The 26,512-nt window shown below is 37.2% G+C and carries 22 protein-coding genes and 2 pseudogenes; 10 read left to right on the top strand and 14 right to left on the bottom strand.

The features are described 5' to 3' along the window. Positions 1-4: 4 nt before the first annotated feature. Positions 5-2,182, bottom strand: a complete 2,178-nt coding sequence (locus ADM90_RS03975) for a methyl-accepting chemotaxis protein (RefSeq protein WP_053993761.1) — start codon at positions 2,180-2,182, stop codon at positions 5-7. A 926-nt stretch (positions 2,183-3,108) separates the two neighbouring features. Here ADM90_RS03975 and ADM90_RS03970 point away from each other — a divergent pair. After that, positions 3,109-3,879 (top strand): serine/threonine protein kinase, encoded by a 771-nt coding sequence (locus tag ADM90_RS03970; protein ID WP_053993760.1) that lies wholly within the window; start codon positions 3,109-3,111, stop codon positions 3,877-3,879. 48 nt (positions 3,880-3,927) lie between these two features. Here the strand turns inward: ADM90_RS03970 and ADM90_RS03965 are convergent, their stop codons facing one another. Beyond that, positions 3,928-4,761 (bottom strand): TetR/AcrR family transcriptional regulator, encoded by an 834-nt coding sequence (locus ADM90_RS03965; RefSeq protein WP_053993759.1) that lies wholly within the window; start codon positions 4,759-4,761, stop codon positions 3,928-3,930. Between the two features lie 99 nt (positions 4,762-4,860). On the opposite strand from ADM90_RS03965, the gene ADM90_RS03960 reads away from it, so the two are divergent. Then, positions 4,861-7,953: an efflux RND transporter permease subunit gene (locus ADM90_RS03960; RefSeq protein ID WP_053993758.1), complete on the top strand. Its 3,093-nt coding sequence runs from the start codon at positions 4,861-4,863 to the stop codon at positions 7,951-7,953. Between the two features lie 185 nt (positions 7,954-8,138). On the opposite strand, the gene ADM90_RS03955 is transcribed toward ADM90_RS03960, so the two are convergent. Next, on the bottom strand, positions 8,139-9,335 hold the full coding sequence (locus tag ADM90_RS03955; protein ID WP_053993757.1) for an IS256 family transposase: 1,197 nt from the start codon (positions 9,333-9,335) through the stop codon (positions 8,139-8,141). Between the two features lie 237 nt (positions 9,336-9,572). Here ADM90_RS03955 and ADM90_RS03950 point away from each other — a divergent pair, with 237 nt between their 5' ends. The 3 genes from ADM90_RS03950 to ADM90_RS03940 all read left to right on the top strand — a co-directional run bounded on the left by ADM90_RS03950 (position 9,573) and on the right by ADM90_RS03940 (position 11,788). Then, positions 9,573-10,472 carry a hypothetical protein gene (locus ADM90_RS03950; RefSeq protein WP_053993756.1) on the top strand — a complete coding sequence of 300 codons (900 nt, stop codon included), beginning with the start codon at positions 9,573-9,575 and terminating at the stop codon, positions 10,470-10,472. Between the two features lie 598 nt (positions 10,473-11,070). Continuing rightward, entirely contained in the window at positions 11,071-11,367 is a 297-nt protein-coding gene (locus tag ADM90_RS03945; protein ID WP_053993755.1) for a transporter suffix domain-containing protein, read from the top strand. Then, positions 11,357-11,788 (top strand): MarR family winged helix-turn-helix transcriptional regulator, encoded by a 432-nt coding sequence (locus ADM90_RS03940; RefSeq protein WP_053993754.1) that lies wholly within the window; start codon positions 11,357-11,359, stop codon positions 11,786-11,788. Before ADM90_RS03945 ends, ADM90_RS03940 begins: the two co-directional genes overlap by 11 nt. Positions 11,789-12,096: 308 nt before the next feature. Here ADM90_RS03940 and ADM90_RS03935 read toward each other — a convergent pair whose 3' ends face one another. Then, positions 12,097-13,665, bottom strand: coding sequence for a glycoside hydrolase family 10 protein (locus ADM90_RS03935; RefSeq protein WP_053993753.1), 1,569 nt, complete (start codon positions 13,663-13,665; stop codon positions 12,097-12,099). Positions 13,666-14,106: 441 nt separating this feature from the next. Here ADM90_RS03935 and ADM90_RS03930 point away from each other — a divergent pair, with 441 nt between their 5' ends. From ADM90_RS03930 to ADM90_RS03920, 3 genes are all read left to right on the top strand, one after another. Next, positions 14,107-15,330, top strand: a complete 1,224-nt coding sequence (locus tag ADM90_RS03930; RefSeq protein WP_200908511.1) for an MFS transporter — start codon at positions 14,107-14,109, stop codon at positions 15,328-15,330. 77 nt (positions 15,331-15,407) lie between these two features. After that, positions 15,408-15,611 carry a hypothetical protein gene (locus tag ADM90_RS03925; RefSeq protein WP_053993751.1) on the top strand — a complete coding sequence of 68 codons (204 nt, stop codon included), beginning with the start codon at positions 15,408-15,410 and terminating at the stop codon, positions 15,609-15,611. 133 nt (positions 15,612-15,744) lie between these two features. Beyond that, complete coding sequence (locus ADM90_RS03920; RefSeq protein ID WP_053993750.1) at positions 15,745-16,287, top strand: GNAT family N-acetyltransferase; 543 nt, start codon at positions 15,745-15,747, stop codon at positions 16,285-16,287. 117 nt (positions 16,288-16,404) lie between these two features. Here ADM90_RS03920 and ADM90_RS03915 read toward each other — a convergent pair whose 3' ends face one another. From ADM90_RS03915 to ADM90_RS23620, 9 genes and pseudogenes are all read right to left on the bottom strand, one after another. Continuing rightward, positions 16,405-17,745, bottom strand: coding sequence for an LLM class flavin-dependent oxidoreductase (locus ADM90_RS03915; RefSeq protein ID WP_053993749.1), 1,341 nt, complete (start codon positions 17,743-17,745; stop codon positions 16,405-16,407). Between the two features lie 12 nt (positions 17,746-17,757). After that, complete coding sequence (locus ADM90_RS03910) at positions 17,758-18,567, bottom strand: ABC transporter permease (RefSeq protein WP_053993748.1); 810 nt, start codon at positions 18,565-18,567, stop codon at positions 17,758-17,760. A 4-nt stretch (positions 18,568-18,571) separates the two neighbouring features. Further along, positions 18,572-19,402: an ABC transporter permease gene (locus ADM90_RS03905; protein WP_053993747.1), complete on the bottom strand. Its 831-nt coding sequence runs from the start codon at positions 19,400-19,402 to the stop codon at positions 18,572-18,574. A gap of 24 nt (positions 19,403-19,426) precedes the next feature. Continuing rightward, complete coding sequence (locus ADM90_RS03900) at positions 19,427-20,437, bottom strand: aliphatic sulfonate ABC transporter substrate-binding protein (protein ID WP_053993746.1); 1,011 nt, start codon at positions 20,435-20,437, stop codon at positions 19,427-19,429. A 35-nt stretch (positions 20,438-20,472) separates the two neighbouring features. Next, a complete protein-coding gene (locus ADM90_RS03895) occupies positions 20,473-21,249 on the bottom strand; it encodes an ABC transporter ATP-binding protein (protein ID WP_053993745.1) in 777 nt (258 codons plus the stop codon). A 639-nt stretch (positions 21,250-21,888) separates the two neighbouring features. Then, the gene (locus ADM90_RS03890; RefSeq protein WP_053993744.1) at positions 21,889-22,368 is read right to left on the bottom strand and encodes a hypothetical protein; all 480 of its coding nucleotides are present in this window, start codon (positions 22,366-22,368) and stop codon (positions 21,889-21,891) included. A 6-nt stretch (positions 22,369-22,374) separates the two neighbouring features. Then, positions 22,375-23,037 (bottom strand): potassium channel family protein, encoded by a 663-nt coding sequence (locus ADM90_RS03885; RefSeq protein ID WP_053994880.1) that lies wholly within the window; start codon positions 23,035-23,037, stop codon positions 22,375-22,377. A 137-nt stretch (positions 23,038-23,174) separates the two neighbouring features. Further along, the gene (locus ADM90_RS03880) at positions 23,175-23,630 is read right to left on the bottom strand and encodes a TlpA family protein disulfide reductase (RefSeq protein WP_053993743.1); all 456 of its coding nucleotides are present in this window, start codon (positions 23,628-23,630) and stop codon (positions 23,175-23,177) included. A 120-nt stretch (positions 23,631-23,750) separates the two neighbouring features. After that, positions 23,751-23,969, bottom strand: a pseudogene (locus tag ADM90_RS23620) (thioredoxin domain-containing protein); the annotation flags it as partial. Positions 23,970-24,061: 92 nt separating this feature from the next. Here ADM90_RS23620 and ADM90_RS03865 point away from each other — a divergent pair. Next, positions 24,062-25,203 (top strand): IS3 family transposase gene (locus tag ADM90_RS03865; protein WP_152927953.1). Its coding sequence is split into 2 segments (ribosomal slippage): positions 24,062-24,335 and positions 24,335-25,203, totalling 1,143 coding nucleotides; the frame shifts between segments, so codons are not numbered across the junction. 41 nt (positions 25,204-25,244) lie between these two features. Here ADM90_RS03865 and ADM90_RS03860 read toward each other — a convergent pair. Continuing rightward, positions 25,245-25,571 (bottom strand): annotated as a pseudogene (locus tag ADM90_RS03860) (redoxin domain-containing protein); the annotation flags it as partial. 386 nt (positions 25,572-25,957) lie between these two features. Between ADM90_RS03860 and ADM90_RS03855 the strand changes: the two are divergent. Beyond that, positions 25,958-26,500 (top strand): helix-turn-helix domain-containing protein, encoded by a 543-nt coding sequence (locus tag ADM90_RS03855; protein WP_004224674.1) that lies wholly within the window; start codon positions 25,958-25,960, stop codon positions 26,498-26,500. Positions 26,501-26,512 lie beyond the last annotated feature (12 nt).

The following is a 26,512-nucleotide window of genomic DNA, read 5'->3' as shown; positions in this document are numbered from 1 at the left end:
TATTTTATAGGTTATTTCCCTCTGATTTGACTTTAAATTTGGACACTGCATGAGCCAATCTACCAATCACAAAGGACGCGCGTTCAGAATCAAAGCGAGCTTGTTTTATTTGATTCATCATATTGTCAGCTGCCTGTGATACTTGAGCAACAATATCCACATTTTTTTCACTGCTTGTTGCGATGCAATGAATGATATTTTTCATTTTCTCTATTTCATGATTTTTGGTTGTAGTAGACGATAGTTCCATCAGCATAGCATGTACACCACTTATAAAGTTTGCCCCCTGCTCCACCTCAGCACTACTAGCTTTAATAGATTGTTGGATAGTAGTTGAACTATTTTCAATGAGCTGCAATGTAAGATGAATGGCTTCGGTAGCATTTTTGGTTTGCATGGATAGCTTGCGTATTTCCTCTGCCACCACTGCAAAGCCTGCCCCATGCTCACCAGCCCTTGCTGCCTCGATAGAAGCATTTAGCGCTAACAAATTTGTTTGTTCAGCAATTGCCTGAATCGACAAGACAACATCGCTAATACTATCGGCCGCCTGCTGAAAAGTAGCGGTAAGTTGGGATGTAGCTTGTACCTTATCGACAACTTTTGTCATTTTCTTATTAATGCCCGCTACCTGCTGCTGTGCTAATTTTAATTGCTTCTCTGCCCCTACTTCTATAGTCTCTATTTTTTCCTGAATCTCTTCAATATGTCCCATTGCTTGCTGAACACTATATAGCTGGTATTGAATGGCAGTGTCCATTTCCTGCATATGTTCTTTGACAATTAGTGAATCCTTTTCTACATACATTGTGCGATTTTGTAATTCTTGATTAGTAATCTCAACATCACTTGAAGAGCTTTGCACCTTTGCCAATAACCCTCCCTGACTATCAACAAAGTTATTTAAAGCACGAGCCATATCCCCAATTTCATCACGGGTCAACATGCTTTTGGGTGTACGAATCGTTAAATCACCAGCACCCTCAGCGACCTTTTGCACCATTCTTGTCATATTCTCCAACTTGGTTGTTATGGGTGCTAAACGCTTATCGATAAAATACCAAGCTCCTATAGCACCATAGACAATATGCATACAAAATATTAGACGATTGGGCAACTGTAGCCACAATAATAAATGAAAAAGGATAATATTCATTAACATAAAGACTAAAAAGCTACTTGCTAATTGAAAGCCAATCGATCGTTCATGATATACTTCCTGTAAATCTGCTTCACACATAATGCCCCATTCATCTGGAGAATGCGGCAATTGAAAAAGTCTTCCACTACCTACAACTGGTACATGACGATAATCGACATAGCCTGGAAAGTGAACATTTATATGTTGTCCATGTTGGATTGTACTAGTGATTCCTGCATGTAGCTTTTTAGTGGCAGGATTTATAAACAATAGTTCAAGCTCTGTATGATTGCTTATCTTGACCTTATGTCCATCCTTCGTCTCAATACCCGACTTCAAGTTAGCACCAGGGGCAAAGGTACCGTCTTCAAATCGACTACGCGAAAGTGCCACACCAGCAGATATAGAAGCATCAAATTTTGAGGACGCCATAAACAAATAGTTATCACCTGACAACGGATAGATATGACCAGCCTCACGTTGTATTAAATCTCCTAAAACATCATTAGGAACACGTGCAACTAATACACTGTGAAGTTGTTCATGATCTAACACTGGTTGTAAAAATAATAAGGTCACTGCATCATGAAAGTGGGAGGATCTAGCACCGATTTTCTCGGTTAGAGGGTCAATAAATGGTCCATACAATAAGGGCTGCTTGGTTGTTATCACCTGATGAATTGCCTTTTTTAACATGTGATGATGTACGGCATCATAGTGTTGACCAATATGATCTATATAACTAGAGGCGAAGACAATAAATTCCTCATTCACTAAAAATAATTCTGTAAAATATGTACTTTTTTCTTTTGATTCCTGTAAAAAAGAGTTAAGTAATGATGGTGGGGTTTGAATAATTACCTGTGCTCTATTTTCGAGGGAAAGCCATCGATCATTTGCCCAGCTAGTTAGTAAACCGACTCTTGTTTTCGCAATACTTTCAAACACCTCCTCTTTCATATTTAGCGTTTTTTTATTCAACTGATAATTCCACCATAAATTTATTTTTTCTTTTATTGATGTCCATCTAAACAAATTCATATTAATCACTCCTTTTTATGTAATATAAACTAACACAAAATATCATTATCATTTTAAAGATGATTGAAATAATGAACAAATGATAGCATATATAACATATCAAATAAATATTTTTAAAAAACTTTCTGAAAATAATCGCACTATTTTATGACAAAGTGATTAGTTACTCCTAAATAAGATTGAACCTTATTTTTCAATGATGAAGCTCTTCTCTCCTTCATAAAAAATGCCAAAACGTTGACTTAACAGCGCTTTAGCATTTTTCTATTGTTAACAAAAGTCTTCCCACAGCACCCCACTTCAATGAAGTAATCACACTTACTACAACAAACATCACACCAGCGATGGCAGTGAATATAGAAGCATGTTGAAGTCCTTTCTTTGTAGGTGTTGGTCATCTAATTTCTTATTTACTTTTTAAACGTGTCATTACTTTGATAATCATCTACTTCCCCTAAAATAAGTAATTAAAGTGTATGATCCCCCTGCTAATAAACAAGCATAGTCAGCCTTTTTTCTATGTTTTAGCAAAACAAAAATCTTCACAAAGCTCAATTGATTTGTTACGAATTGTTTTTTATCTGTCCTCTGATCCACTTTTATAAACATTTTTTATTGCCGTTCGCCGAAAAGTAATAAAACATCCAAGACTAAATTAAACAAAATTAAATACAACTCGTTTATTTTTGAAACCTCTTTTTTAGTTTTGCGTATATAGTACTATCAACATCAAAAAGGAGCGTTTTTATGCTGAATAAAATTCTTCATTCTCTACTCAACGGAAAATCCAAACGACGTTATTCTTCATCTAGTAGCCATCGCCGATATTCCCAACGTCATAATTATTATGGGCATAAGCATTATAAACGTAAGTCACGTAAAAGCTCACGTAGTTTTTTCAGCTCTATGAGTTTTTTTAGTAGTTAATGTGGTGGAAACGTTTATTTGAAAAAAACTTTGATCATACAGTCGAACGTTTTATAGCAGCACAGCCAGATTTCACATTTAAAGCATTTTTGGGCTACGGCTCATATGGTCGTGCTTATTTAATTGAAACAAGCTCTTCTCAACAACAATTTGTGTTAAAATGCTTGCGCCCTAAACATGGACGCCATCAGAAAACGATTGATAAATTTAAACAGGAAAGTGATATATTGCAGCAATTATCACTGCCCTATGTTCCGTCCATCCATATGACAGGAACGATTCAAGGTATTCCCTTCTTTATAATGGACTATATAAATGGGCAAACCTTTGAACAGCTTATTTTTCAAAATGGCGCAAAGTTTACTATGACACAGTCACTCGCTATTACCAAACAGCTTTTAACACAAATTATTGCTATACACAATCACGGTATTGTGCATCGAGATTTACGTATTCCTAATATTTTACTGGTTAATAAACAATTGCATATTATTGATTTTGGTCTTGCTACCCCTTTCAAAGAAAATATTGATCTTGCGACGATTGGCAATCCGAAACAAGCACAAAATCATATTAGTGATCTTTACTTTGTTGGTCATTTTTTATTGTTTTTGCTTTATTCCAGCTATGAACCAAGGAGTCAGCAAGAAAAAGCCTGGCAGCATGAATTAAATTTGCCAGTTGAAGTCAAAAATTTTCTAGAACGATTACTATGGATTCAAGAGCCCTTTCCGAGTGCAGCTGAAGCTCTTCAATCCATGCCGTACTAAAAAATCGAATTGTTCACACCGTATTAGTGAACAATTCGATTCTACCGCTCAAATATGGAAGTATTTTGCACTTACATAAGCAATCCAGTTATAGGCTGGATCTGGACGTAGATTTTCAATCAGTCCTTTAATAATAGCTCTACTGTAAGTCGTTTTTTCTACTTGTTGCTTTAAAAGCTCAAGGGATTCTTTTTCAATGGAATCCTCTGTATGATCCATATTTTGTTCCATTAACTGCAGTAAAGTATCCTTTGTGATCTCTTTCTCATAGGGTTTCGCAATCAATGATACAAATTCTTCTGTAATAAAAGGAATTGTTGTATGACGCGCGATAATATCTGTCTTTTCTGCTAAAGATTGTGCTAGTTGCTCTAAATCAAGAGGCATATCTGAAAAAATAAAAAGCTCAGCATAACTTTTCATAAATCCTTTGATACAATACATCACATCATATTTCGTGTGGTGTAGGGTATCCCCATAAAGCTGCTCAAGCATATAAATAATTGATTTTGACATTTCTGCTTCATAGGCTGTTACCTTATCAAATAGCTCTTTTTTTACGATAAATGCCTTTTCATTTAGAAACACACGCGACGATGCAGAATGCTCCCTAAATGCTTGAAAAATACTTTTGTAAAATTCAACCAGCATTGTTTCTTTGTTAGGCACGCATTTGACTACTCGGTCAATATCTATGATGAATTGTTGCAAATAGTAGTCCACCATCGATATCATAAGCTCATCTTTTGTTTTGAAAGACAAATAAAATGCACCCTTTGAGATGCCACAACGTTCTGTAATTTGCTGGACAGAAGTAGCTTCAAACCCTTGCTCAGAAAAAAGTTCTAAGGCTTTCTCCATAATTAATTGCTTTTTTAACATATTTTTAATTCTCTCCTAATGCATTTCGTTGACAAATGACCGATTAGTCATTAGTATAAATAATTGAATTCAGATAGTCAATTAAGGGTAGGTGTAAAGGTGAAAGGTTTAGTTAATTTTGTATTGAAAAACAAATTGGCAGTATGGTTATTAACCATTATTATTACTGCCTCTGGTATTTACTCAGGTACAAGAATGAAAATGGAATCAATACCCGATATTTCGATTCCCTATTTAATTGTAATGGGCGTATATCCAGGTGCAACGCCTGAACAAGTAATGGATGAATTGTCCATTCCATTTGAAAAGTCTATAGAAAGTTTAGAAGATGTCAAGGCAGTTTATTCAACATCCTCCTCAAACGTAGCACAAGTTCAAGTTGAATACGACTACGGAATTGATATGGATGAAAAAAAGCGTCAGTTAGAAGCAGCCTTAGATAATCTAACATTGCCTGAAGGAGCACAAGAGCCAACGATTATGGCGATCAGCATGAATATGATGCCAGTCGTCGCTCTATCTGTAAGTAGCTCTAAAGAAGATATTGTGGATCTAACTTCCACAGTAGAGGATATTTTATTACCAAAGATTGAAAAAATTGATGGTGTTGCCTCTGCTACGATCACCGGTCAGCATATTGAACAAGTATCATTCAAATATGATGAAGAAAAAATGGCGGCACTTGGTTTAACAGAGGATACTGTTAAACAAATGATTCAGGCAAGTGATATGTCACTGTCACTTGGTTTATATCAATTTACTGTTGGTGAGCAGGCTGTTTCAGTAGACGGTAAAGTACAATCTGTTGATGAGTTAAAAGAATTATTAATTCCAGTTACACCTTCAGCTACAAACCCTTCACCATTCGTTCGTCTTGGTGATATTGCAACAATTGAAGTAGAGGGTAAAGTACAATCTGTCTCACGTACAAATGGTAAGGATGCTATAGCCATTCAAATCGTCAAAGGTCAAGATGCAAATACGGTAACTGTGGTTAATGCAGTGAAAGACCTGATGAAAGATGAAGAAAAACGTTTAGACGGCTTAAAGGTAGATATCTCTCTTGACCAAGGTGCTCCAATCGAAGACTCTGTGTTCACAATGATTGAAAAAGCAGTGTTTGGTGGCGCAATCGCCGTATTAATCATTTTATTATTCTTACGTGATTTCAAATCAACGATTATTTCAATTATCTCTATTCCAGTTTCTGTGTTTATGGCATTGCTGCTATTGAACTGGATGGATATTACATTAAATATTATGACGCTTGGTGCGATCACCGTCGCTATTGGTCGTGTTATCGATGACTCCATTGTTGTTGTGGAAAACATTTATCGACGTATCCATTTAAAACAAGAAAAATTAACAGGTCGTGCGCTTATTCGTGAAGCAACGATTGAAATGTTCAAACCAATTCTTTCGTCCACATTAGTAACGGTAGCTGTATTTGCACCGCTTATTTTCGTGGGTGGTATGGTTGGCGAATTATTTATGCCATTTGCGCTAACAATGACATTTGCGCTAGGTGCATCATTAATTGTAGCCATCACAATCGTACCGGCTCTCTCTCACTTCTTATTCCGTAAAAAGTTATATGGTGAGAAGCAAGAAAGCCAGCATAAAGAAGTAGGTAAGCTTGCTATTTGGTATAGAGGTGTTTTAGAAAAATCCCTAAACCATAAAATAATTACATCCGTTATTGCCATTTTATTACTTGTGGGGTCTATCGCCTTAACACCATTAATTGGTTTTAGCTTTATGGGCTCACAGGAAGAAAAAGTAATGTACTTAACGTATACACCTGCAACAGGTGAGCTAGCAGATGAAACGGCAGCAAATGTTGAAAAAGTTGAAAAAGAATTAATGAAACGCAAAGATGTGGATATTTTACAAGTTTCCATCACAGATGCCAATAATGTCGATCCATCTGCAATGATGATGGGCGGCGGTGCTGGTGGTGCATTAATGTACCTAATCTTTGATCCTGATATGGAAGACTTCCCTAAAGCGCGTGAAGAAGTGGAAGACTATGTATTTAATATCGAGCAAACAGGAGAATGGAAATCTCAAGACTTCTCATCAATGGGCGGTATGTCTTCTAATGAAGTCAGCTATACATTATACAGCGATGATTTAGATAAGCTACGCGATGCTGTTAATCAAGTAGAAGGTGCATTAAAAGAAATAGATGGCTTAGAAGATATTAAATCAGACAATGAAGACCCATACGTGGAACATGTATTAAAAGTCGAACAAAAAAATGTTTTACAATACGGTTTAACAACAGCTCAAATTGTTATGGCTTTAAATACCCATGCCACAAAAGAAGTTTTAACAACTGTGAAAAATGATGGCAAAGATATCGAGGTTATTGTTCAACGTGATGCCAAAGCAGCAGCTACTTCACTTGATGATGTGTTAGCAACTGAAGTGCCAACAGCATTAGGTACAACCATGACAATTGGCGAATTAGTAGATGTTGAGGAAGGTACAACACTTAACGCATTAGCTCGTTCAAAAGGTGAGTACTTTGCAACTGTAGCTGGCACTATTATCGATGATGATATTTCAAAAGCAACATCTGCTGCTGATAAAAAAATCGATAAATTAGATTTACCAAAAGGCGTGACAACAGGCGTGGCAGGTGTAGCTGCTGATATGCAAGAAACATTTACTAAACTAGGTATTGCTATGCTAGCGGCTATTGCGATTGTCTACTTTATTTTAGTTGTAACATTTGGTGAAGGTTTAGCACCATTCGCTATCCTCTTCTCCCTACCATTCGCTGTAATCGGGGCATTTGTTGGTTTATTTGTAACAGGCCAAACAATATCTGTATCGGTTATGATGGGTCTATTAATGTTAATTGGTATTGTTGTCACAAATGCCATTGTATTAGTCGATCGTATTATCCATATGGAACATGACGGTCTTAACATGCGTGAAGCAATCCTAGAAGCAGGAGCCACTCGTTTACGTCCAATTCTGATGACAGCTATTGCCACAATCGGTGCAATGCTTCCAATGGCATTCGGTACTGGTGGTAGTGGTCTGATTTCAAAAGACTTAGCCATTACTGTAATTGGTGGTTTATTATCTTCGACACTATTAACTTTAGTGGTTGTACCAATTGTTTATGAGATGCTATCAAAAATGTTAAAGAAAAACCGTAAAGATATAAAAGAAAATTAAATGATAAACAGCCATTCTCGCTTTTTTAGGTACTGTCAATATTTTTGTGTAAATGACGATTCACCCGTTCAAGGGAACTCATCACCTGTGTATTCAATTGTACTTGTTCGAAGTGTTGATTTGAGTGTGTAGGAAAGGGCTAGCCCTTTCCTACACACTCAAATTTCGCGCTGGCGCGTCCCGGTCTAGTTTGCCGGTTCGTGCAGCTGCTCAAACATTTCTTCTAGCTTTGCACGGGCCTGATTGAAGCCGATGTGGCAGCGTGTGGCGAAACGTTGATTATAGTCTTCGAACTGCGTCACTAAAAAGCGCTCCAACGATTCTTCGTTCGGGAACTGTTCCTTGCGCTTTGTATATTTTTTGATTTGCTTATTGAACGACTCGATTAAATTCGTCGAGTAGATGCTTCGCCAAATCGCCTTGGGAAAGCCGTAAAACGTCAGTAAATACGGGTTTTCGAGTAAGCCTTGTGCGACTTTTTTATACGATTTGCCCCATTTTTCGCAGAACGTCTCGAGCGCTTTTTTCGCTGCTTCAGCGTTCTTTGCCTGGTGAATCGTTTTAAAATCCTCGCACACTTCCTTGCGATCTTCTACTCGGACTTTATGCATGATATTGCGTGCCACATGGACAAGGCACACCTGATATTTTGCCTTTGGAAACACATTAAACACAGCGTCTGCCATGCCTTTTAAGCCGTCTGATACGAATAAAAGTACGTCTTCTACACCACGGTCTTTGAGCTCTTGTAGTAGCTCCTGCCAGTTGTAGGCCGATTCTGTTGGGGCAATCGTATAGCCAAGCACTTCTTTAGAGCCGTCTTCACGAATACCAACTGCAATATAGACGGCCTCTTTTGACACCGTATCACGACGCACGGCAATATACGTCGCGTCTAAATACACGCATACGTAACGATTGTGCAAAGGACGGTTATTAAAGGCTTCTACCGTTTCTGAAACAGCCTTTGTCATATTCGAAATCGTTTGCGGCGTATAGTGATGCCCATACATTTTCTCAATTAATTGCGCAATTTCCGCCATCGTAATGCCTTTTTTGAACAAGTGAATGACCGTTTCTTCCAGCGTATCGTTCGAGCGCTTATATGGTACCACTGTCTGTTGTTTAAACTCACCGTTGCGATCCCGCGGGATTTGAAGCGTTAAATCGCCGTACTCCGTGTGAAGTGTACGCGAATAAGACCCATTGCGAGAATTGCCTGAGTTGAACCCGATACGATCGTATTTTTCGTAATCCAAAAATTCCGTCAGCTCTGTCGCCAGTAGCGAGTTGATCGCCATTTCCAAGTGCGAACGAAAAACCTCGGTAATATCTTGTTTTTTGACTAGTGCATCGACAATTTCTGTTGTAAACTGATTCATAGGGAAGACCTCTTTTCTAGGATTGGTTGTGGTGACTTAATTCTACCAAGAAAGGGTCTTCCTTTTTCTATGGAATTTTCTATTTACACAAAATATTTTATACTCTCCTTTATTGCTTGAATGGCTGTTTTTTAATTATAAATACGTTGATAGAATTGCATAAAAATATGAGAAAATAAGATAGTCTAAATAGGCAGAAATGGATTCTCTACAACTACACAGAAATGAGGGGACGACTTGAAACAAGAAAAAGTAAAAATACATCGCAACAGCGTCGATATTACACAGCGACTTTTAGCTGAACAAATGGCAGGTCAATCACCGCTCGCTATCTTTTCCTTTCCAACAGCAAAAGTAAAAGATGTGTTATCCACAGATTTACCTGATGTTTCAACAGCAGATGATAAGGCAGATATTCTTTATCTGTTAGAAGATGACAGTCTGTTACATATTGAATACCAAACAACGACGAATCAGAAAGACTTAGAACGATTTGCGAAATATGTACTTGGCATATATACTAAGTATAAATATGATTTTCGTATTGATGTTTTGATTGAAAGTGTTGTAATTTACGCACCACATATTCAGCGAAATACAGTAAAACATAAGTTAAATATCAGCAGTATGCACTACACATTCACGCCCATCTTTTTGAGTGAGATGGAGCAAAACCATCGTTATGACCAAATCATCGCTAAGATTCATAACGAACCTTCTATTGATCTTACAAGCGAGGAAATCATGACCATTGCCTATCACGCCCTGTTTAACGATTCAACTGAAAAGATCGAAGTGGATGCGCTCCAAGCAGTAAAAGATATTCGTCCGCTAAAAGATGTCGTTACCCGTTTGATGTTATCTGGCACTATTTTCACTTTACCAAAAAAGTATCTAAGTGAGGAGTACCAACTTAAAATTTTGGAGGAGCTGAACAAAATGGATTATATTCAAGCTGAAATTAATAAAATGGTTCAAGCGGGGCATGAAGAAGGCTTCAAACAAGCTCAACGGAAAACATTAATTGCAGCTATTCGAGAAGGTCTGCCTCAAACTTTTATTGATAAAATCATTGCTGATAGTAAGTTTACAAAAGATGAGCTGGATGAAATTTATCAAGCTGCTAAAACTTTTTAGATCTATCACCTCAAAAAATGTAAGATAACCGTTACTACCTCCACATACACGGTTGTTGCGACTGATATTGTCCATCCGAATGTCTGAATAGCGACAGGCTTTTCAGTTGACACGATATGAAGCTGTCGCTTTTCTATCTCACTTCTCCCAACAATCAGCGACCATACAGGCTAGATTCCTTCTTCTCCCTTATATTTTTGTTAACCCTCATTTTCTTCAAAATATGCTCTTCCTTATATTTTCCATCTCCATGAAAGAATATAAAAATGCCAGCGAATCATCTAATATCCAGTTCACTGACATTCTACTTACTTTCTAAAAGTTTTATTTGATCATCATATTTTATAAAAAATACAGGAATGGCGGATGTGCAAAGATCCTAAAGTTATTTAATTTACAATAGCGTCGTTAAAAAAAGAATATAGTTGTTTAAAAATTCTTCTTTCACTAATAGAGCAGGTTAGCTCAATTAGGAAATGGTTTATCGGGCAAGTTTTTATATAATAACTTGATTTTAGTAAATGCATTTCAAAGCCTTGTACTCAAATAAGTTATGGTATATAATTTAGTTAACTTAACTAAATCAGGAGGATTAAAATTGAAAAAAGATATCATTTCTAATGGAGATAAGCAAAAGAAACCATTCCTTTTTAAACTTGGAATAGGGCTTCTAATCCTTTATCCTGTCCTATGGGGTTTCGCTGCTATCGTACCATTTACCCCTTTTCCAATTCACATCAAGGCAACTGTTATTACAACATGTATAGTAGTGGGAGAAATCTTTTTTTTGATAGGTGTAGCTTTTGTTGGGAAAGAAGTCGTGACTAAATATAAAAGTAAGCTAAACCCAAAAAATTGGAGAAGAAAAGGTGGTAAACAAAAGGATGGAAAATGAAAACCTACCTGAGAAAATTAATCAAACACTGGAAGAACTATGGCTGTTGCTTGAAACAAAAGAAAGAACTTATACGAATTTCCAATTAAATAATCAGCAATATACGTTATTAACTTTAATTATTCGGCATCCCTCCTCCACTCCCACAGAGTTAGCAGAAAAAATGAATATTACCAAAAGTGCTATCAGCCAGCAGTTAGTAAAGCTTGAAATGGAAGGCTATATTTATAGAAAGCAACATTCAGAAGATAAGCGTACATTTTCAGTTGAATTAGGCGAAAAAGGATGGCTGTATAAAAAAGAAATGGAAAAATTTATGCAGCAAGTTTCTGAAAAATATTATGCGAGTTTATCACCTGAAGAATTAACAAATTTTTTATCCGCACTACAAAAGCTAACAAAAGTAATTGATAAACTGTAGTGATTATAAAGATTTAACGATCGTTCATTTATTACCTTTTACCAAATGGAGTATTTAAAACTTTATATATTTGTGAAAAACCACCCTACAACTAATGAGGGCGTTAGTTGAATAAGAAGTAAACAGCTTGGTTATTCATTTTTAAATATTACATAAACAATGTAATTTGAAACAACTTTAAAGAGCCTTGCTACGTATAAAGCGTAGTAAGGCTCTTCGCTTATAATCAACATTCAATAGCTTTATTAGCACTATACAGTAGGTATACAAAGCTTCCAGCCATTCCTATATCCATTTTGATTACTGTTTTACTTGTCTGCTTGTACCACAAAAATTTCCTTGCTTTCTACGCCTGTAGCAGATACAGCCGAAATGCCATATATATAGCTGCGCTGAGCAAGAGCTGTCTTATCCACAAATGTAGTGATGCCATCCGTATTATAAACAACATCTACGATATTTCGAGGGTCAGTATAAGAACCTTCTTTGTTCCCTGTAAAACGATAAATCACATACTTACGTGGCTGTGTTTTATTGTCGTCTATAATTTCAATCGTGCGACCAGCCTTTTCTTTTGTCACTTGCACAAAAGTCGGCTTGTCAGGTGCTGTAGCATCGTTCCAAGATGTATCTGGTGTCAGCGCCGTATAGTTATATAGCTGCTGATTAATAATTGTTGCATAGCCTAATTTGTTGTTTTGCATACTTCTTAAGGAGAAATGCATCTGCCCGCTAGCTGCTGTCTTTTCTGAGCGATTTGCTATGATTTGTTCAGGTAGCTCCATTTTATTTTTCCATGCTGCGTCACTATCAACGCCTACCTTGTAATCAGCAAGCCCAATATACAACTGAACAGGATGTGTCTGTGCATAGGTTTGTACTTCATGGCTCCACCAATCAAGTAACGTACCGTATTTGGCAACAGCTAATGTTCTTGACCAATAAATTTGAGGTGTAATGTAATCAACCTTGCCATTTTGAATCCATGTTCTAACATCTGCATATAAATCATCGTAATTATTGACACCTGCTCGCGTATCACTTCCTGTTGGATCTAGCGATTTATTGCGCCATACGCCGAATGGTGAAATCCCAAATTGCACATACGGCTTAGTGTCTTTAATAGCTGTGTAGAGATTTTCTACGAGCTGATTGACATTATCTCGTCGCCAATCATCTACTTTTTTAAAGGAAGTACCATATTTTTTATAGGCTGCTTGATCTGGAAAGGCTTCATTGGCAATTTTATATGGATAAAAATAATCATCCATATGGACTGCATCAATATCATAATTAGCTACTAGCTCTCTTACTGTATCGACTAAATAGTTTTGCACTTCTGGTAAACCAGGGTTTAAATAATATTGCTTGCCATATTTGATAACCCAGTTTGGATTCGTTCTTGCCACATTATTGGCAGCAAGGTCTGTTAGTTTTTGGTTAGGCATTGTGACACGATATGGATTCATCCATGCATGTAGCTCCATGCCTCGTTTATGTGCCTCCTCTACCATAATTTCAAGAGGATCGTAACCGGGATTTGTGCCTTGCTTTTTCCCTGTTATGTAGGACGACCATGGTGCTAGCTCAGACGCATACAGTGCATCATTTATTGGTCTTACTTGATAAATTACAGTATTCAATTTGCTGGCCTTTAATTGATCCAATGTTTTGCGTGCCCAAGCTATGTATTGCTCCTGAGTCATGCCTGCTTTCATATCAATATTCTGAACCGTTGAAATCCAGACAGCGCGCATTTCCCTTTTTGGCTGTGTCGTGCTTGCCATCACTGTCTTGGCAGGGATTGCCGATAAGCATAATACAAAAATCATCGCGACTAAAGTGACAAGTTTCCATTTGCTATTGTTCTTTCTCATATTTCCTCCATCTACCATTTTTCTATTTTAGTATACGATAAATGATAGATACTTGCTAGCCTATCAAAATACTCTCTTATTCAAATATGAAATAATTATCAAAATAAGCCCGAAATTAAAACTATAAAAACTTTCTTGCTTCGTAACTACTTTTCTATCCAATTTTAGCAAATTGGTTTTTAGTCACTGTTGAATCTTTACGGCTTATCAAACTTTATGCTACAATCAACACACATTATAGAGAACGGAGGTATTCCTGATGACAGCTTCAATCAGACTACGATTTCACCTTACTAATTAAATATGTACACTCTTTGCCTGCTGTGCAAAGAAAACGGGATTAGTCTGTCTGTTTTAGGAATACAGAAAAAGAGGGGACTTCGATTCCCCTCTTTTTTGTTGTCTTCCAACTTTCCACACAGGCATAACTGTTAGAAAGGAATGACAATATTGGAACATTGGAAACGTAATACAATTCTTTTTTTAAGCAGTCAAACGATTTCGCTCTTTGGCTCTGCACTTGTACAATATGCCATTACGTGGCATATTACATTAACAACACAATCAGGCATTATGATGACCGTTGCTATTATTTGCGGCTTTGTCCCTACCTTCTTTTTAGCTCCAATTGCTGGTGTATGGGCAGATCGTTATAATCGCAAATGGCTAATTATTTTGGCTGATGGCATGATCGCCTTCTCCACACTTATTTTAGCGATTCTGTTTTTAATCGGCTATGATGCCTTATGGCTACTATTTGCAATATCAGCCATTCGTGCCGTTGGTGCAGGTATTCAAACACCCGCTGTCGGAGCGATCTTACCACAATTTGTACCAGAGGAGCATTTAATGAAAGTCAATGGTGCAAACGGTAGTATTCAAGCCTTTATTATGATTCTTGCGCCAATGGCAAGCGGTGCATTGTTGTCGATGGCTTCAATTGAATCTATTTTCTTTATTGATGTGGTAACAGCAGCTATTGCCATTACAATTTTTTTACTGTTTTTGCATATTCCTGTCCATGCAAAAGCAGCACAGGCTCAAACAACAAGCTATTTCAGCGATATGAAGCAAGGCATTATTTACATTAAGGAACACGCTTTTTTAAAGCAGATGTTTCTATTCTTTGCCTTTTTTATGTTGCTCGCAGCACCTGCAGCCTTTTTAACACCATTGCAAGTGACCCGTAGCTTTGGCAATGATGTATGGCGTTTAACAGCCATCGAAATGGCTTTTGCAGTCGGCATGCTAATCGGCGGCATTGGAATTGCTTCATGGGGCGGTTTTAAAAATAAAGTGCATACGATGACATTATCCGCTTTATTATTTGGGCTATGCACACTAGCCCTTGGAATCATCCCTAATTTTTGGATTTATCTTGTGGTTATGGGTATCACAGGTTTAGCAATGCCTATCTTTAACACACCTGCTACGGTACTATTGCAAGAAAAAATAGAGAGCGATTATTTAGGAAGAGTATTCGGTATTCTTAGCATGATTTCTACCTCTATGATGCCCTTAGGAATGCTAATTTTTGGTCCAATTGCTGATATTATTGCCATCGAATGGTTACTGATAGGAACAGGAGTATTGCTTTTCATCCAAGGATTCTTCTTACTCGGTAGCAAGGCACTTATCAACGCTGGCAAATCCATCAACAATTAGTCCTCACTACCTCTTATGCTAGAATGTTTAAACTCTAGGAAAATGGTGAATATCTATTAAATAAGAGGTGATAGTAGATGACTGATAAAAAACAATCAAAGACTCGTTATACGAATAACCCTGATGTATTGGATACAGGTAAAGAAAGCATTTTTGACAAGCATGAGGATATGAAAACAGTCGATTCAATACCTGTAGAAGAATTAAATGAAAAAGTTAAAGACGAACGGAATAAGTCCAAAACAAAGAATTCTTCAGCCACAGCTAAACGTTATCGATAAAATAAAACTTCATCATAGGAATGTTTCTTTATCCTATCTCTGATGACGATGCGAGATAAATGTAATAAAAGTCGACCTATTTAATAAAAGGGTCGACTTTTTTATATAGTATATTATTAAAGGAGGAAGTTGAATGAATGATTATGTGCCTATTTTAAATACGAAGAGATTACTATTAAGACCTATCACCTTACAGGATTTAGAGGCCATGTATACTTATACTTCTTGTGAAAATGTAGCACGCTATGTAACGTGGCAGGCACATCAAAGCTTAGAGGACACAAAGGCCTTTATTGAACTAATTGTAGATAGGTATCATCACGGCAACCATTTGTTATGGGGTATTGAATATGCAGGACAACTAATTGGGACTATTGATTTCGTTACTATTAATAACACCCATAACTATGCAGAAATTGGCTATGTGCTTTCTGAAGATTACTGGAATAAGGGCATTACAACAGAAGCAGCAAAAAGGCTTATTGACTTTGGCTTTCAGGAATTAGGCTTAGTACGTATTCAAGCACGATGCTTTGAAGAAAACATCGGCTCTCAAAAGGTAATGGAAAAATCAGGGATGCGATTTGAAGGGCTCTTAAGAAAAAGTATGCTGGTGAAGGGGCATTATCAAAATGTGAAAATGTATGCGATAACGGATGAGGATTATCAAACATAGGTGAAAGCCTTATCTATACTAGAAGATTAGGCTTACGTCCAATTAGAATTAAATCGGACGTATACCTTCCCTTAATGTTTCTTTCAATAGTGGCATCCACCTCCCAACTATCAAAAGTTAAACTACTCCACTTTTTTTAAAGTGAGCTGGTGCTGGACGTTCTAAGCCTAAATGCTCGCGCAGTGTCGTACCTTCATATTCTTTACGGAATAGCCCACGCTCCTGTAGCACTGGAATTGCTAGCTCCACAAAAGTTTCTAAATCTGCTGGCAATATAGGTGGCATAATATTAAAGCCATCACAAGCATATTCATGAAACCATTGTTCCACTAAATCCACAAATTGTTCTGGTGTACCAACAAACTCCAGATGCCCACGTGCCCCATGCATTTTTCTGCCTAATTCCACAATCGTTAAATTTTCAGCACGCGCTGTATCGATAAAGAGCTGAATGCGGCTTTTCATTGCGTTGGACGCGCCAGCTAAGTCTGGCAACTCTGGTAATGGTCCATGTGCAGGATAAGTTGATAAATCATAATTTAAAAAATGAGAAACAACTGCCACTGCATCTTCCTCAGAAACTAGTGAATTTAATTCCTCATACTTTACCCATGCCTCCTCCTCAGTAGGTGCAAGAACTGGGGAAATCCCTGGCATAATTTTAATGCTATCTTTATGACGCCCTTCCTTTTTCACTTGTTCATGAACAGCTTGGTAGAAGGCTTTAGCTCCTTCTAATGACTGCTGTGCCGTAAAGACAACTTCTCCTGTTTTTGCAGCAAAGTTAATACCAGCCTGAGAAGCGCCAGCTACTACTAATACAGGGTAGCCTTGTGGTGGTCTAGGGACATTTAATGGCCCCCTTGAGCTATACCATTGCCCATTGTAATGAATTTCACGTACCGCACCTGGTTGTGTAAAAATTCCATTTTCCTTATCATTTACAAGAGCATCATCACGCCAACTATCCCAAAGCTCCCGTGTTACATCTACATATTCTTCTGCCATTTGATAACGTAAACTGTGCTCTGGATGTTGCTGACGTCCAAAATTTTGTGCCTCAATATCATGCTGAGAGGTTACAATATTCCAAGCCGCACGACCTTTGCTAATATGATCGAGTGTAGCATAGCGACGTGCTAGATGGAATGGTTCATTATACGTTGTAGAGCCCGTAGCCGTTAAACCTAATTTAGAGGTATGTGTAGCAATAGCAGACAGTAATGTTACAGGATCAAGCATGCCCGCAGTGGTCGTTTCCACACCTGAAAGATAAAGATAATCTGCCAGAAACATCATATCGAATTTACCTCGCTCAGCTATTTGAGCAGCTTTAATATAATAATCTACGGAAAAAATATCTTTACCATTGGCTGACGGATGACGCCAGCTAGCACTATGATGACCACTATAATAGATAAATGCGCCTAATCGAAGCTTGTCTTGTCGTTTTTTCATATTTTATCCCTCTTATCCCTTAAAAGTATCCTGCCATTTTAAAACTTTCCGTTCAATCGTATAGACCAATGAATCTGATAATTTACCTAATAAGGCAAACATCACTAACCCTACAAAAACAATATCTGTCTGCGAATAAGCCCGAGCATCTTGAATCATATAACCTAGCCCTGCACTTGTACCCATCATCTCGCTCACAACTAACACAAGCCATGACGCACCTAATGCTAATCGAATACCAAGCAAAATATTTGGCATAGCAGATGGCATAATTAGTGTGGTTAAACGTTTTTTAAATGAATATTGTAATAAGCCCGTTACCTCATATAATTGTATATTCACTAACCGTATACCTAAAAACACATTTACATAGATGGGAAAAAATGCGCCTAGTGCAATCATCAGCACTTTACCAAATTCACCAACACCAAACCATAAAATAAACAATGGAATTAATGCTAATAAAGGTACCGTTCTAAGCATTTGAAGGGACGGATCAACGATTTCTTGCATTAGTTTACTAAAGCCCGTTACAATACCAAGCACGAGTCCTACAGAAGCCCCTAACAAAAAACCTACTAGTACACGCTCACCACTCACTACTAAATGGTTCAATAATTCACCATTTGCAAGCAGTAGCCAAAATGTAGCTGCTATTTTTGTTGGAGCTGGCAAAATATGTGGCGCTACTAGCTTTAGGCTACTGATCATTTGCCAAAGCCCCACTATTGCCAATGGCACAATCCATGGAGATAACATCACAGACAAATCTAACTTCTTCTTTGCTTGTGTCTGCGGTATATTTTTAGTTGTAAGGGTCATTTGATCACCGTCCTGTAAAATTGTTGTGCCAGCGTAAAGTTTTTCGTTCAATCGATAAGACGAGGGCATCTGTCAATTTTCCTAATATTGCAAAAATAATAATACCTGCAAACACTGTCGCAACAATGGACATTGACCTTGCATCATTAATTAAAAAACCGATTCCCTCAGTGGAGCCCATCATTTCAGCAACCACTAAACCAACCCACGCAATACCAAGCGATAAGCGAATCCCTAAAAAGATATGTGGTAATGCAGATGGAATAATTAATTTCGTTAATAAATTCCACTTTTTAAACTGTAAAACCTTTGCTACCTCAAAAAGCTTCGCATCTAGTGAACGTATCCCTAAAAATGCATTTACATAAAGAGGAAAAAATGAACCTTTAGCAATCAATAATAATTTGGATGTTTCATCAAAGCCGAACCATAAAATAAACAGTGGGGCTACGGCTAAATGTGGCAGCATTCGTAACATTTGAAAAGTCGGGTCGAGCAGTTGCTGTGTTTTATAAGAAAAGCCAACTAATACACCAAATAATAAACCAAGCCCGCCACCAAGTAAAAACCCTGCTAAAGCCCGCCAGACGGAAACTTCTAAATGCTTAAGCAACTGTCCATGCTGCCATAAATAGAGAAATTCAGTCACAATAATAGATGGTGTTGGCAAGAGCAGAGGGTTTAATAGCCCATTGCGCCCTGCCACCTCCCAAACAATCACTAATAACACAGGTAATAATGAACCTAATGCTAGCTTTCTCCAATACTCACGGCGAGAGCGAATGGACTGCTTGTTTGCCCTTGTTTGCACTTCCTTATTTGTCAGAGATACCATACAATCCCCTCCTACCTCATGTTTTTATTGCAATGCTTTTTCAATATACTGATTATCAAATACTTTTTGCACATCAATTTTCTGACGAATTGTGCCAATCTCATATTGGAAATCTGCCGTTTTTTGATGCTCCTGTATAATAGCCTCTGTTACTGGAATGTTAATTGGCAATGCCCGCTGTCGTGTTGCTTCCATTAAAGCGACTGGTAAATTACGCTCTGTTGCATAACGCTCTACCGCTTCTTTTTCATTTGCCAGTTCCCATTCCAACAAACTATTTAACGTTTTTAAATACGTTACAACGAGATCTTCATGTTCTTCTGCAAATTTTGTACGCACTATATTATAGGAAGGTGATAATAATCCTAGTAGTTCACCATCTGCAATAATCCGTCCTTTTTGTGATAGTGTATTAATCGTTAAATAGGGTTCCCATACTGCCCATGCGTCGACACCCTTAGAATCAAATGCAGCTTGACCTTCATCAGGATTTAAATTGATAAGCTCAATATCCTCTACCTTTATATTTTCCTTTGCTAATGCACGTAAAAGGAAATCATAAGCATTTGTGCCTTTACCTACCGCTACTTTTTTGCCCTTTAAATCCTCTAATGATTGAATTTTACTTCCAGCATCCACCACAATCCCAACATTTTTATTTCCTGCTAACGCTTGCGAAATAATTGTAAATGGAATATTAGCAGCTTGTGCTGTAATCACTGGCATATTGCCTAAGCCCGCAAAATCCAATTTATCAGCAGCGATCGCCTCGGTCATCGGTGGTCCACTTTGAAACTCAACCCACTCCACTTTTGCCCCATACTGTTCAAATGCTTTCTCAAATAGTTGATCTTCTCGTGCTTTCCCAAATAACCCACCACTCCCTTGAACACCAATCCTTACAACTAAATCTTTAGAGGATTTTTTATCTGAAGTATCCTCTGTCGCTGCATTTGGAGCTTTATCCTGTGCACAGCCTGCTACAATAGTAAGAATAAGTGTAAGCAATAATATAATACTTAAAAATTTTCTCATCGTTCGTTCTCCTTTTTCTTAGAGCTAGCTATTAGTTAGATACCAGCCCCAATTGTATATGTTTCTTCCTCTACTTTTTCAAACTCATTTAACACAGCTCGTCGCATCTCTTGAAATCCAAGTGAAGAACGTTTGCGTGGAAATGATAAATCAATTGGTAAAATCGATTTAATATGACCTGGCCTAGGGTTCATAATAATCACACGTTGACCTAAAAATACAGCTTCATCGAGATCATGCGTCACAAAAATCATGGTCGTTTTATTGGTCTGCCAAATATTTAGCAGAACCTCCTGCATATGTGAGCGTGTAAATGCATCCAAGGCACCAAAAGGTTCATCTAATAATAAAATAGCTGGATTCCGTAGCAATGCTCGCGCAATGGATACACGTTGTGCCATCCCTCCTGATAATTCACGAGGATATGCCTTTTCAAAGCCCTCAAGCTTTACAAGTTTAATAAGCTCTGCCACCTGTTGCTTAATCGTTGGATCTTTTAATGATCGATCGCCTGCAATATTTTTTTCAACTGTTAGCCAAGGAAATAGACGTGGCTCTTGAAAAATAAATCCCTTTTGCAAGCTGGGTCCATAAATAGCCTTATTATCGAGCTCCACTTTTCCTGTATAGTCAACATCCAGCCCTGCAATAATTTTCAGTAAGGTACTTTTACCACATCCGCTCGGACCAATAACAGTTAGAAACTCTCCTTGCTCAACAGTTAACTCTACATTTTTTAAAGCAATGACTTGTTCATTTGGCGTAGTAAAAACCTTGTTTAAATTTTCAATAACTAATGTATTTTTACTCATTATTGCTCCTCCCTTTCACATATCAGAGAGTCTCCCTCTCTTCACTTAACCTGATGCCTTTACCACCTCGTTTTATCTTGCTCTAAGCTATACTTGGCTTCTTTATAGTAATTTGGCTCATAACTAAGTTTTTTTATATAGAAAAAACAGATAAGCAGGGCTACTTCTTGTTACCCAAATTCGTTATTTTTCCCTTTATATCTGTATGAAAAATCAATAACAATATTCAAGTAGTTACATAATCATCAATTGTTTGATTTCCATTTCCCTACAAAAACACTTCTCTTATTGAGCTTCCCTCTTCAAATAACAACAGCAAAAAGCCCTTAAGTAAGCATTACTTAAGGGCCTCTAGTATTCTAGTCGGCTATTGCTACGAAATATAAAGTTTTAATACCAAGTAAATTTATATAAATAATAATATTAATAAAATTAGTTGTCAATTATTTTTTGAATTTTTATTTTTTTCTACAATATTATTTTAAAACTAAAATTAAAAAATTAAGATGTTGCATCTAGTTATATACCTTTGTCTATTGCTATTGAATATCTAGGATGTCTATGATAATCATCAAAATCTGAAATCAAGTATAACTAAAAAAAGCAGTGAACAGTTCAAATACTGTATCACTACCTCTACTACTTTCCATATTGTTCAAGTAACTGCTGTGTATTCGTGGACTGTTCAAGAGCTTTTTTCTCTTTAGCCCAATAAATTAAATATTGTGCATCTCCTACAGAAAAGATAATTTGTTGTAATTCTTCATCTAGTTCAGTGCTAATCGCAACCTTTAAAATATCCACCTCGTAGAGTGGCTTATCCTTTATTTTATAGACAATACGATAGGCAGGCTGCTCCTCAAAAATTGTTCTTTCCTTTTTGGAAAGGTCTCTTACATAGCTTAATGGATACTTCTCCATAAAGTCATGTACATCGTCTTTAGTGGCTAAAAATAAGGATTGCTCCCCCTGCCATAATTCAATTGCATCAATTTCTGTAGCATGATCTAAAATAAGGGAAATCGCTTCCTCCTTATTTTTTTCTCGATGTTGCATCGTAAAAACGCCAATTAGCAAAATACACGCAACTATAACAAGTTTCCATCTTCGTTTCGTCATTGTGCATTACCCATTCATCGCCTTTTTCACAAAGCGATTTATATCAACATCTGCACCAATCACTAGCATAATATCGCCCAATAAAATTTTATCGCTTGCCTGTGGAGAAACGATAATATCAGCGCCACGCTTAATACCTACAATGTTAATGCCATATTTTGCTCGAATATCTAAATCTATAATGGAATAGCCTGCGATTGCATCATTGGCCTTTAATTCCATAATCGAGTGTTCATCTGATAGCTCTAAATAATCCAGCACCGTATTCGATAACATATTGTTAGCAATACGAATGCCCATATCACGCTCAGGATGGACGACAAAATCAGCACCAATTTTTCGCAATACTTTTTCATGGTAATCATTTTGTGCCTTAACCGTAATTTGCTCCACACCAATTTCTTTTAAAATAATGGTTGTTAAAATACTTGCTTGAATATCTTCACCAATGGCAACAATCACATGCTCAAAATTTCGGATACCTAATGAATTCAGTACTGATTCATCCGTTGAATCTGCAATAATAGCCTGTGTAGCAATTGACGCAAATTCATCCACACGCTCTGAGGAATGATCAATCGCCATTACCTGTGCGCCCTGACTCATTAATTCACGAACAATACTGCCTCCAAAACGTCCAAGCCCGATGACCGCAAACTCTTTTTTCATCATAAAAATCCCTCCGGAAACGACTATACCACCATTGTAGCGTATTCTCTATCATATGTATTGTCAAAACAACAGCTTTATCGTCAACATTAGACAAAAAAGACGAGGACTTTTATCCCCGCCTACTTCGTTTCTCATTATTCTGCGCTACGCATTTCATCTAGTACACGATTTACACGCTTTTCTAGCATTTTCATGCCACTACCGCCTGCTTGCATATGACGAAGCTGACCATCTTTATCGAAGACAAAATATGCAGGTACATATTGGTTTTCAAATGCATCTGTTAGCTTCATTTCGCTATCTACAAAAATTGGTTGCGTAATGTCATGCTCTGCAGCTACCGCTTTAATTGCATCTAAATCAGTATCTGCCTCAGAACGCGGCATATGTACTGCTACCACATTTAATTCATCTTTATATTGGTCACGGAAATTATTCACATCTGGCATTGCTTCTTTACATAAATGACAGCTTACTGACCAAAAATGGATTAATGTTGGTTTGCTACCTACTAAATCCGCCTTTGTGACTTCACCATTTAGCCAAGTCGTTGCACCTGCAAGTTCAGGCATTTGTTCACGAAGTTTCATGAAAATCCTCCTCCAAAATCATAATAATTTGGTATCATTGCATCCAATTCAGTTAAAAGCCCCCACAAGCATGTCGTGGGGACTCTTTTTTGTGCAAAATAATGCGGCAAGTCTAGTGGATTATAGAGTTGCTTGACCTGGACGCCAGTTTGCTGGGCAAAGACCACCAGTTTGTAGTGCTTGAAGTACACGTAATGTTTCATCCACATCACGGCCGATGTTGTTATCAAATACTGTTTGGTATTTTAGTTCGCCTTCTGGATTGATGATAAATAAACCACGTAATGCGATACCTTCTTCTTCAATTAAAACACCATACTCTTTAGATACTTGAAAGTTGGCACTGACCTAAAAAAATGAGACAAATAAAAACACCTTTCGTTGAAAAACGGGTATTGTACCTTATCAAATCAATGTGGAGGTGTTTTTCTATGGGGACAAGAGTGAGTTACCCAGTGGAAGTGAAAATGAAAGCAATTGAAATGAGATTAGCAGGCATTCCTGTAAAACAAGTACTAGAGGAGCTAAATATTCGTAACCATTCTCAGTTAAAAACATGGATGAAATGGTACAAGAACGGCGAATTACATCGTCTTGAACAGCCAGTAGGAAAACAATATACATTTGGCAAAGGGCCTGAATATGAAAGTGAAACCGCTAAGTTACAAGCAGAGAATCGTTATTTAAAGCAACAAATTGAAGTGTTAAAAAAGTACGCAGAGTTGGAGAGGAAGTGGTCCCAAAAGTTGTAGTAGAGCTAGTAGAGGAGTTAAAAGAAAGGATGCCGATTGGTGAAATCTGCCGTCATTTAGGTGTAGCTCGTTCGTCGTATTATCGCTGGAAGGTCAATGAAAATAAATTCACTCAAAAGGATCTTCGAGACCAACAAATTGGCGACTTGTGCAAGTTACACAAATTCAGATACGGCTATCGAAAAATCACAGAATTACTTACTGACATTAGTGAGAAAACGGTGCAACGTGTGATGCAAAAATACGGCTGGCAATGTCGTGTAAAGGTAAAGAAACGTAAACGTACGGGACAACCAGCTCACATTGTTCCTAACTTATTAGCACGTGATTTTACGGCATTAAAACCGCTAGAAAGGCTCGTAACAGATATTACTTACTTGCCTTTTGGACAATCTATGATGTACCTTTCAAGTATCTTAGACCTATTTAATGGCGAGGTTATTGCGTTTACAATTGGTTTTACACAAGATACCGACTTTGTCTTAGATACGCTAAATCAATTACCCGATCTACCAGAAGGCTGTATCCTGCATAGCGACCAGGGTTCTGTTTACACATCTTATGCATATCAGAAGGCAGTCAAAGAAAAAGGAATGACCATGAGCATGTCTCGTAAAGGCACGCCCGCTGATAATTCCCCAATTGAAACGTTTCACTCCTCGCTAAAGTCTGAAACGTTCTACCTCGATGATATTTATCGCACAACAAATGCGTGTGTCATAAATATTGTCGAAGAATACATTTACTATTATAACAATATTCGGATTAAAACGAAATTAAACAACCAGTCGCCGGTTCAATACCGTCAACTGGCTGTATAATAAGGTGTTTTCATACTGTCTCAAAAATAGTATTCAGTGCCGTTTGTATCAGCAGCTAATGGGTATTTTAATTCACCAAGACCATTTTGTGTGCGGTCTGTATTAATCCACGCTAAGTGCGTGTGAATTGTGTCTGTAGAAACACCAATTACTTCTGCATCTAAGTCTTCGAACTCGTCATAACGATCGCTCATTGCAGTGATTTCAGTTGGACATACAAATGTGAAGTCCATTGGATAGAAGAAAAGAACTGTCCATTTATCTTGTGCTTTAATATCTTCTAACGATACTTTACCAAATGATTTGTCTGCAAGTACTGCTTCCATTGTAAAGTCAGGTGCTTGTTTACCTACCATGCGTTCTGCCATAATAAATCCCTCCGAATAAATATGTAGTTTATATATTCCATTCGCACCAGCGAACTCGTCTTCTACGATAGCAGAGTAATCGTCTTTTTTCAAACAAGTCAACTTCATCTTTTTACATGATAATATGTTGTTTGACAAAAATTCGTCAAATCCATGATGAAGGTTGTGGATACAATCTCTTTATTAGCTATATTTGACAAAAATATGCTACCTTATACAAGCTTTTCCTTTCTATCCAAGACTATTTATTTTTTTCACAAAAAATAATTGCAAATTTTTTTTGATTATGTATAATTGTAATGGTTTTAGTAAACTAAAAGTTTCGTTAAAGTAAACTTCATATTTCAAAAGTTTATCATTGCTAAACTTCTCTTAGGAGGGAAAAGATGCAAATAGGAGCTAAAATTAAAGCGCTTCGTTTAAAAAAAGGTCTTACCCAAGAGGAACTTGGAGAACGTACAGATTTAAGTAAAGGTTATATTTCCCAATTAGAACGTGATCTAAACTCACCTTCAATTGAAACATTATTTTCAATCTTAGAAGTATTAGGGTCAAGACCCAAAGACTTTTTTGATGATGAATCACCTGAACAGAAGGTTGTTTATACAGAGGAAGACCAATCTACCTATACAGATGAAGAAAAAAAATATGAAATTCAATGGCTGATTCCTACTTCGAATGAAAAAGAGATGGAACCCATTTTCTTAACCTTTGCAGCAGATGGTGAGTTTAAACAGTTTGAGCCTTCGCTTTCTGAAACATTTATTTATGTTGTTAAAGGGCGTATTCGTCTCGTTTTAGGGAATGAACAGTATATCGCAAGTGAAGGTAACGCACTTTATTATGACGCGACAGACCATCATCAGATTTTTAATGCACATGATGATGAAACAAAAATTTTACTTGTCGCAACAGATTCTTATTTATAGCTTAAGGAGGCG

Source organism: Lysinibacillus macroides, from assembly GCF_001281525.1.
GTDB classification, from domain to species: domain Bacteria; phylum Bacillota; class Bacilli; order Bacillales_A; family Planococcaceae; genus Lysinibacillus; species Lysinibacillus macroides.
This window is presented reverse-complemented; position numbering and strand designations above follow the sequence as displayed.

What these genes read in the sequence shown, in the direction of transcription:
- ADM90_RS03975 (WP_053993761.1), bottom strand. Translation starts at nt 2,182, where the DNA reads ATGAATTTGTTTAGATGGACATCAATAAAAGAAAAAATAAATTTATGG.
- ADM90_RS03970 (WP_053993760.1), top strand. Translation starts at nt 3,109, where the DNA reads ATGTGGTGGAAACGTTTATTTGAAAAAAACTTTGATCATACAGTCGAA.
- ADM90_RS03965 (WP_053993759.1), bottom strand. Translation starts at nt 4,761, where the DNA reads ATGTTAAAAAAGCAATTAATTATGGAGAAAGCCTTAGAACTTTTTTCT.
- ADM90_RS03955 (WP_053993757.1), bottom strand. Translation starts at nt 9,335, where the DNA reads ATGAATCAGTTTACAACAGAAATTGTCGATGCACTAGTCAAAAAACAA.
- ADM90_RS03940 (WP_053993754.1), top strand. Translation starts at nt 11,357, where the DNA reads ATGGAAAATGAAAACCTACCTGAGAAAATTAATCAAACACTGGAAGAA.
- ADM90_RS03935 (WP_053993753.1), bottom strand. Translation starts at nt 13,665, where the DNA reads ATGAGAAAGAACAATAGCAAATGGAAACTTGTCACTTTAGTCGCGATG.
- ADM90_RS03930 (WP_200908511.1), top strand. Translation starts at nt 14,107, where the DNA reads ATGACAATATTGGAACATTGGAAACGTAATACAATTCTTTTTTTAAGC.
- ADM90_RS03925 (WP_053993751.1), top strand. Translation starts at nt 15,408, where the DNA reads ATGACTGATAAAAAACAATCAAAGACTCGTTATACGAATAACCCTGAT.
- ADM90_RS03920 (WP_053993750.1), top strand. Translation starts at nt 15,745, where the DNA reads ATGAATGATTATGTGCCTATTTTAAATACGAAGAGATTACTATTAAGA.
- ADM90_RS03915 (WP_053993749.1), bottom strand. Translation starts at nt 17,745, where the DNA reads ATGAAAAAACGACAAGACAAGCTTCGATTAGGCGCATTTATCTATTAT.
- ADM90_RS03910 (WP_053993748.1), bottom strand. Translation starts at nt 18,567, where the DNA reads ATGACCCTTACAACTAAAAATATACCGCAGACACAAGCAAAGAAGAAG.
- ADM90_RS03905 (WP_053993747.1), bottom strand. Translation starts at nt 19,402, where the DNA reads ATGGTATCTCTGACAAATAAGGAAGTGCAAACAAGGGCAAACAAGCAG.
- ADM90_RS03900 (WP_053993746.1), bottom strand. Translation starts at nt 20,437, where the DNA reads ATGAGAAAATTTTTAAGTATTATATTATTGCTTACACTTATTCTTACT.
- ADM90_RS03895 (WP_053993745.1), bottom strand. Translation starts at nt 21,249, where the DNA reads ATGAGTAAAAATACATTAGTTATTGAAAATTTAAACAAGGTTTTTACT.
- ADM90_RS03890 (WP_053993744.1), bottom strand. Translation starts at nt 22,368, where the DNA reads ATGACGAAACGAAGATGGAAACTTGTTATAGTTGCGTGTATTTTGCTA.
- ADM90_RS03885 (WP_053994880.1), bottom strand. Translation starts at nt 23,037, where the DNA reads ATGAAAAAAGAGTTTGCGGTCATCGGGCTTGGACGTTTTGGAGGCAGT.
- ADM90_RS03880 (WP_053993743.1), bottom strand. Translation starts at nt 23,630, where the DNA reads ATGAAACTTCGTGAACAAATGCCTGAACTTGCAGGTGCAACGACTTGG.
- ADM90_RS03855 (WP_004224674.1), top strand. Translation starts at nt 25,958, where the DNA reads ATGCAAATAGGAGCTAAAATTAAAGCGCTTCGTTTAAAAAAAGGTCTT.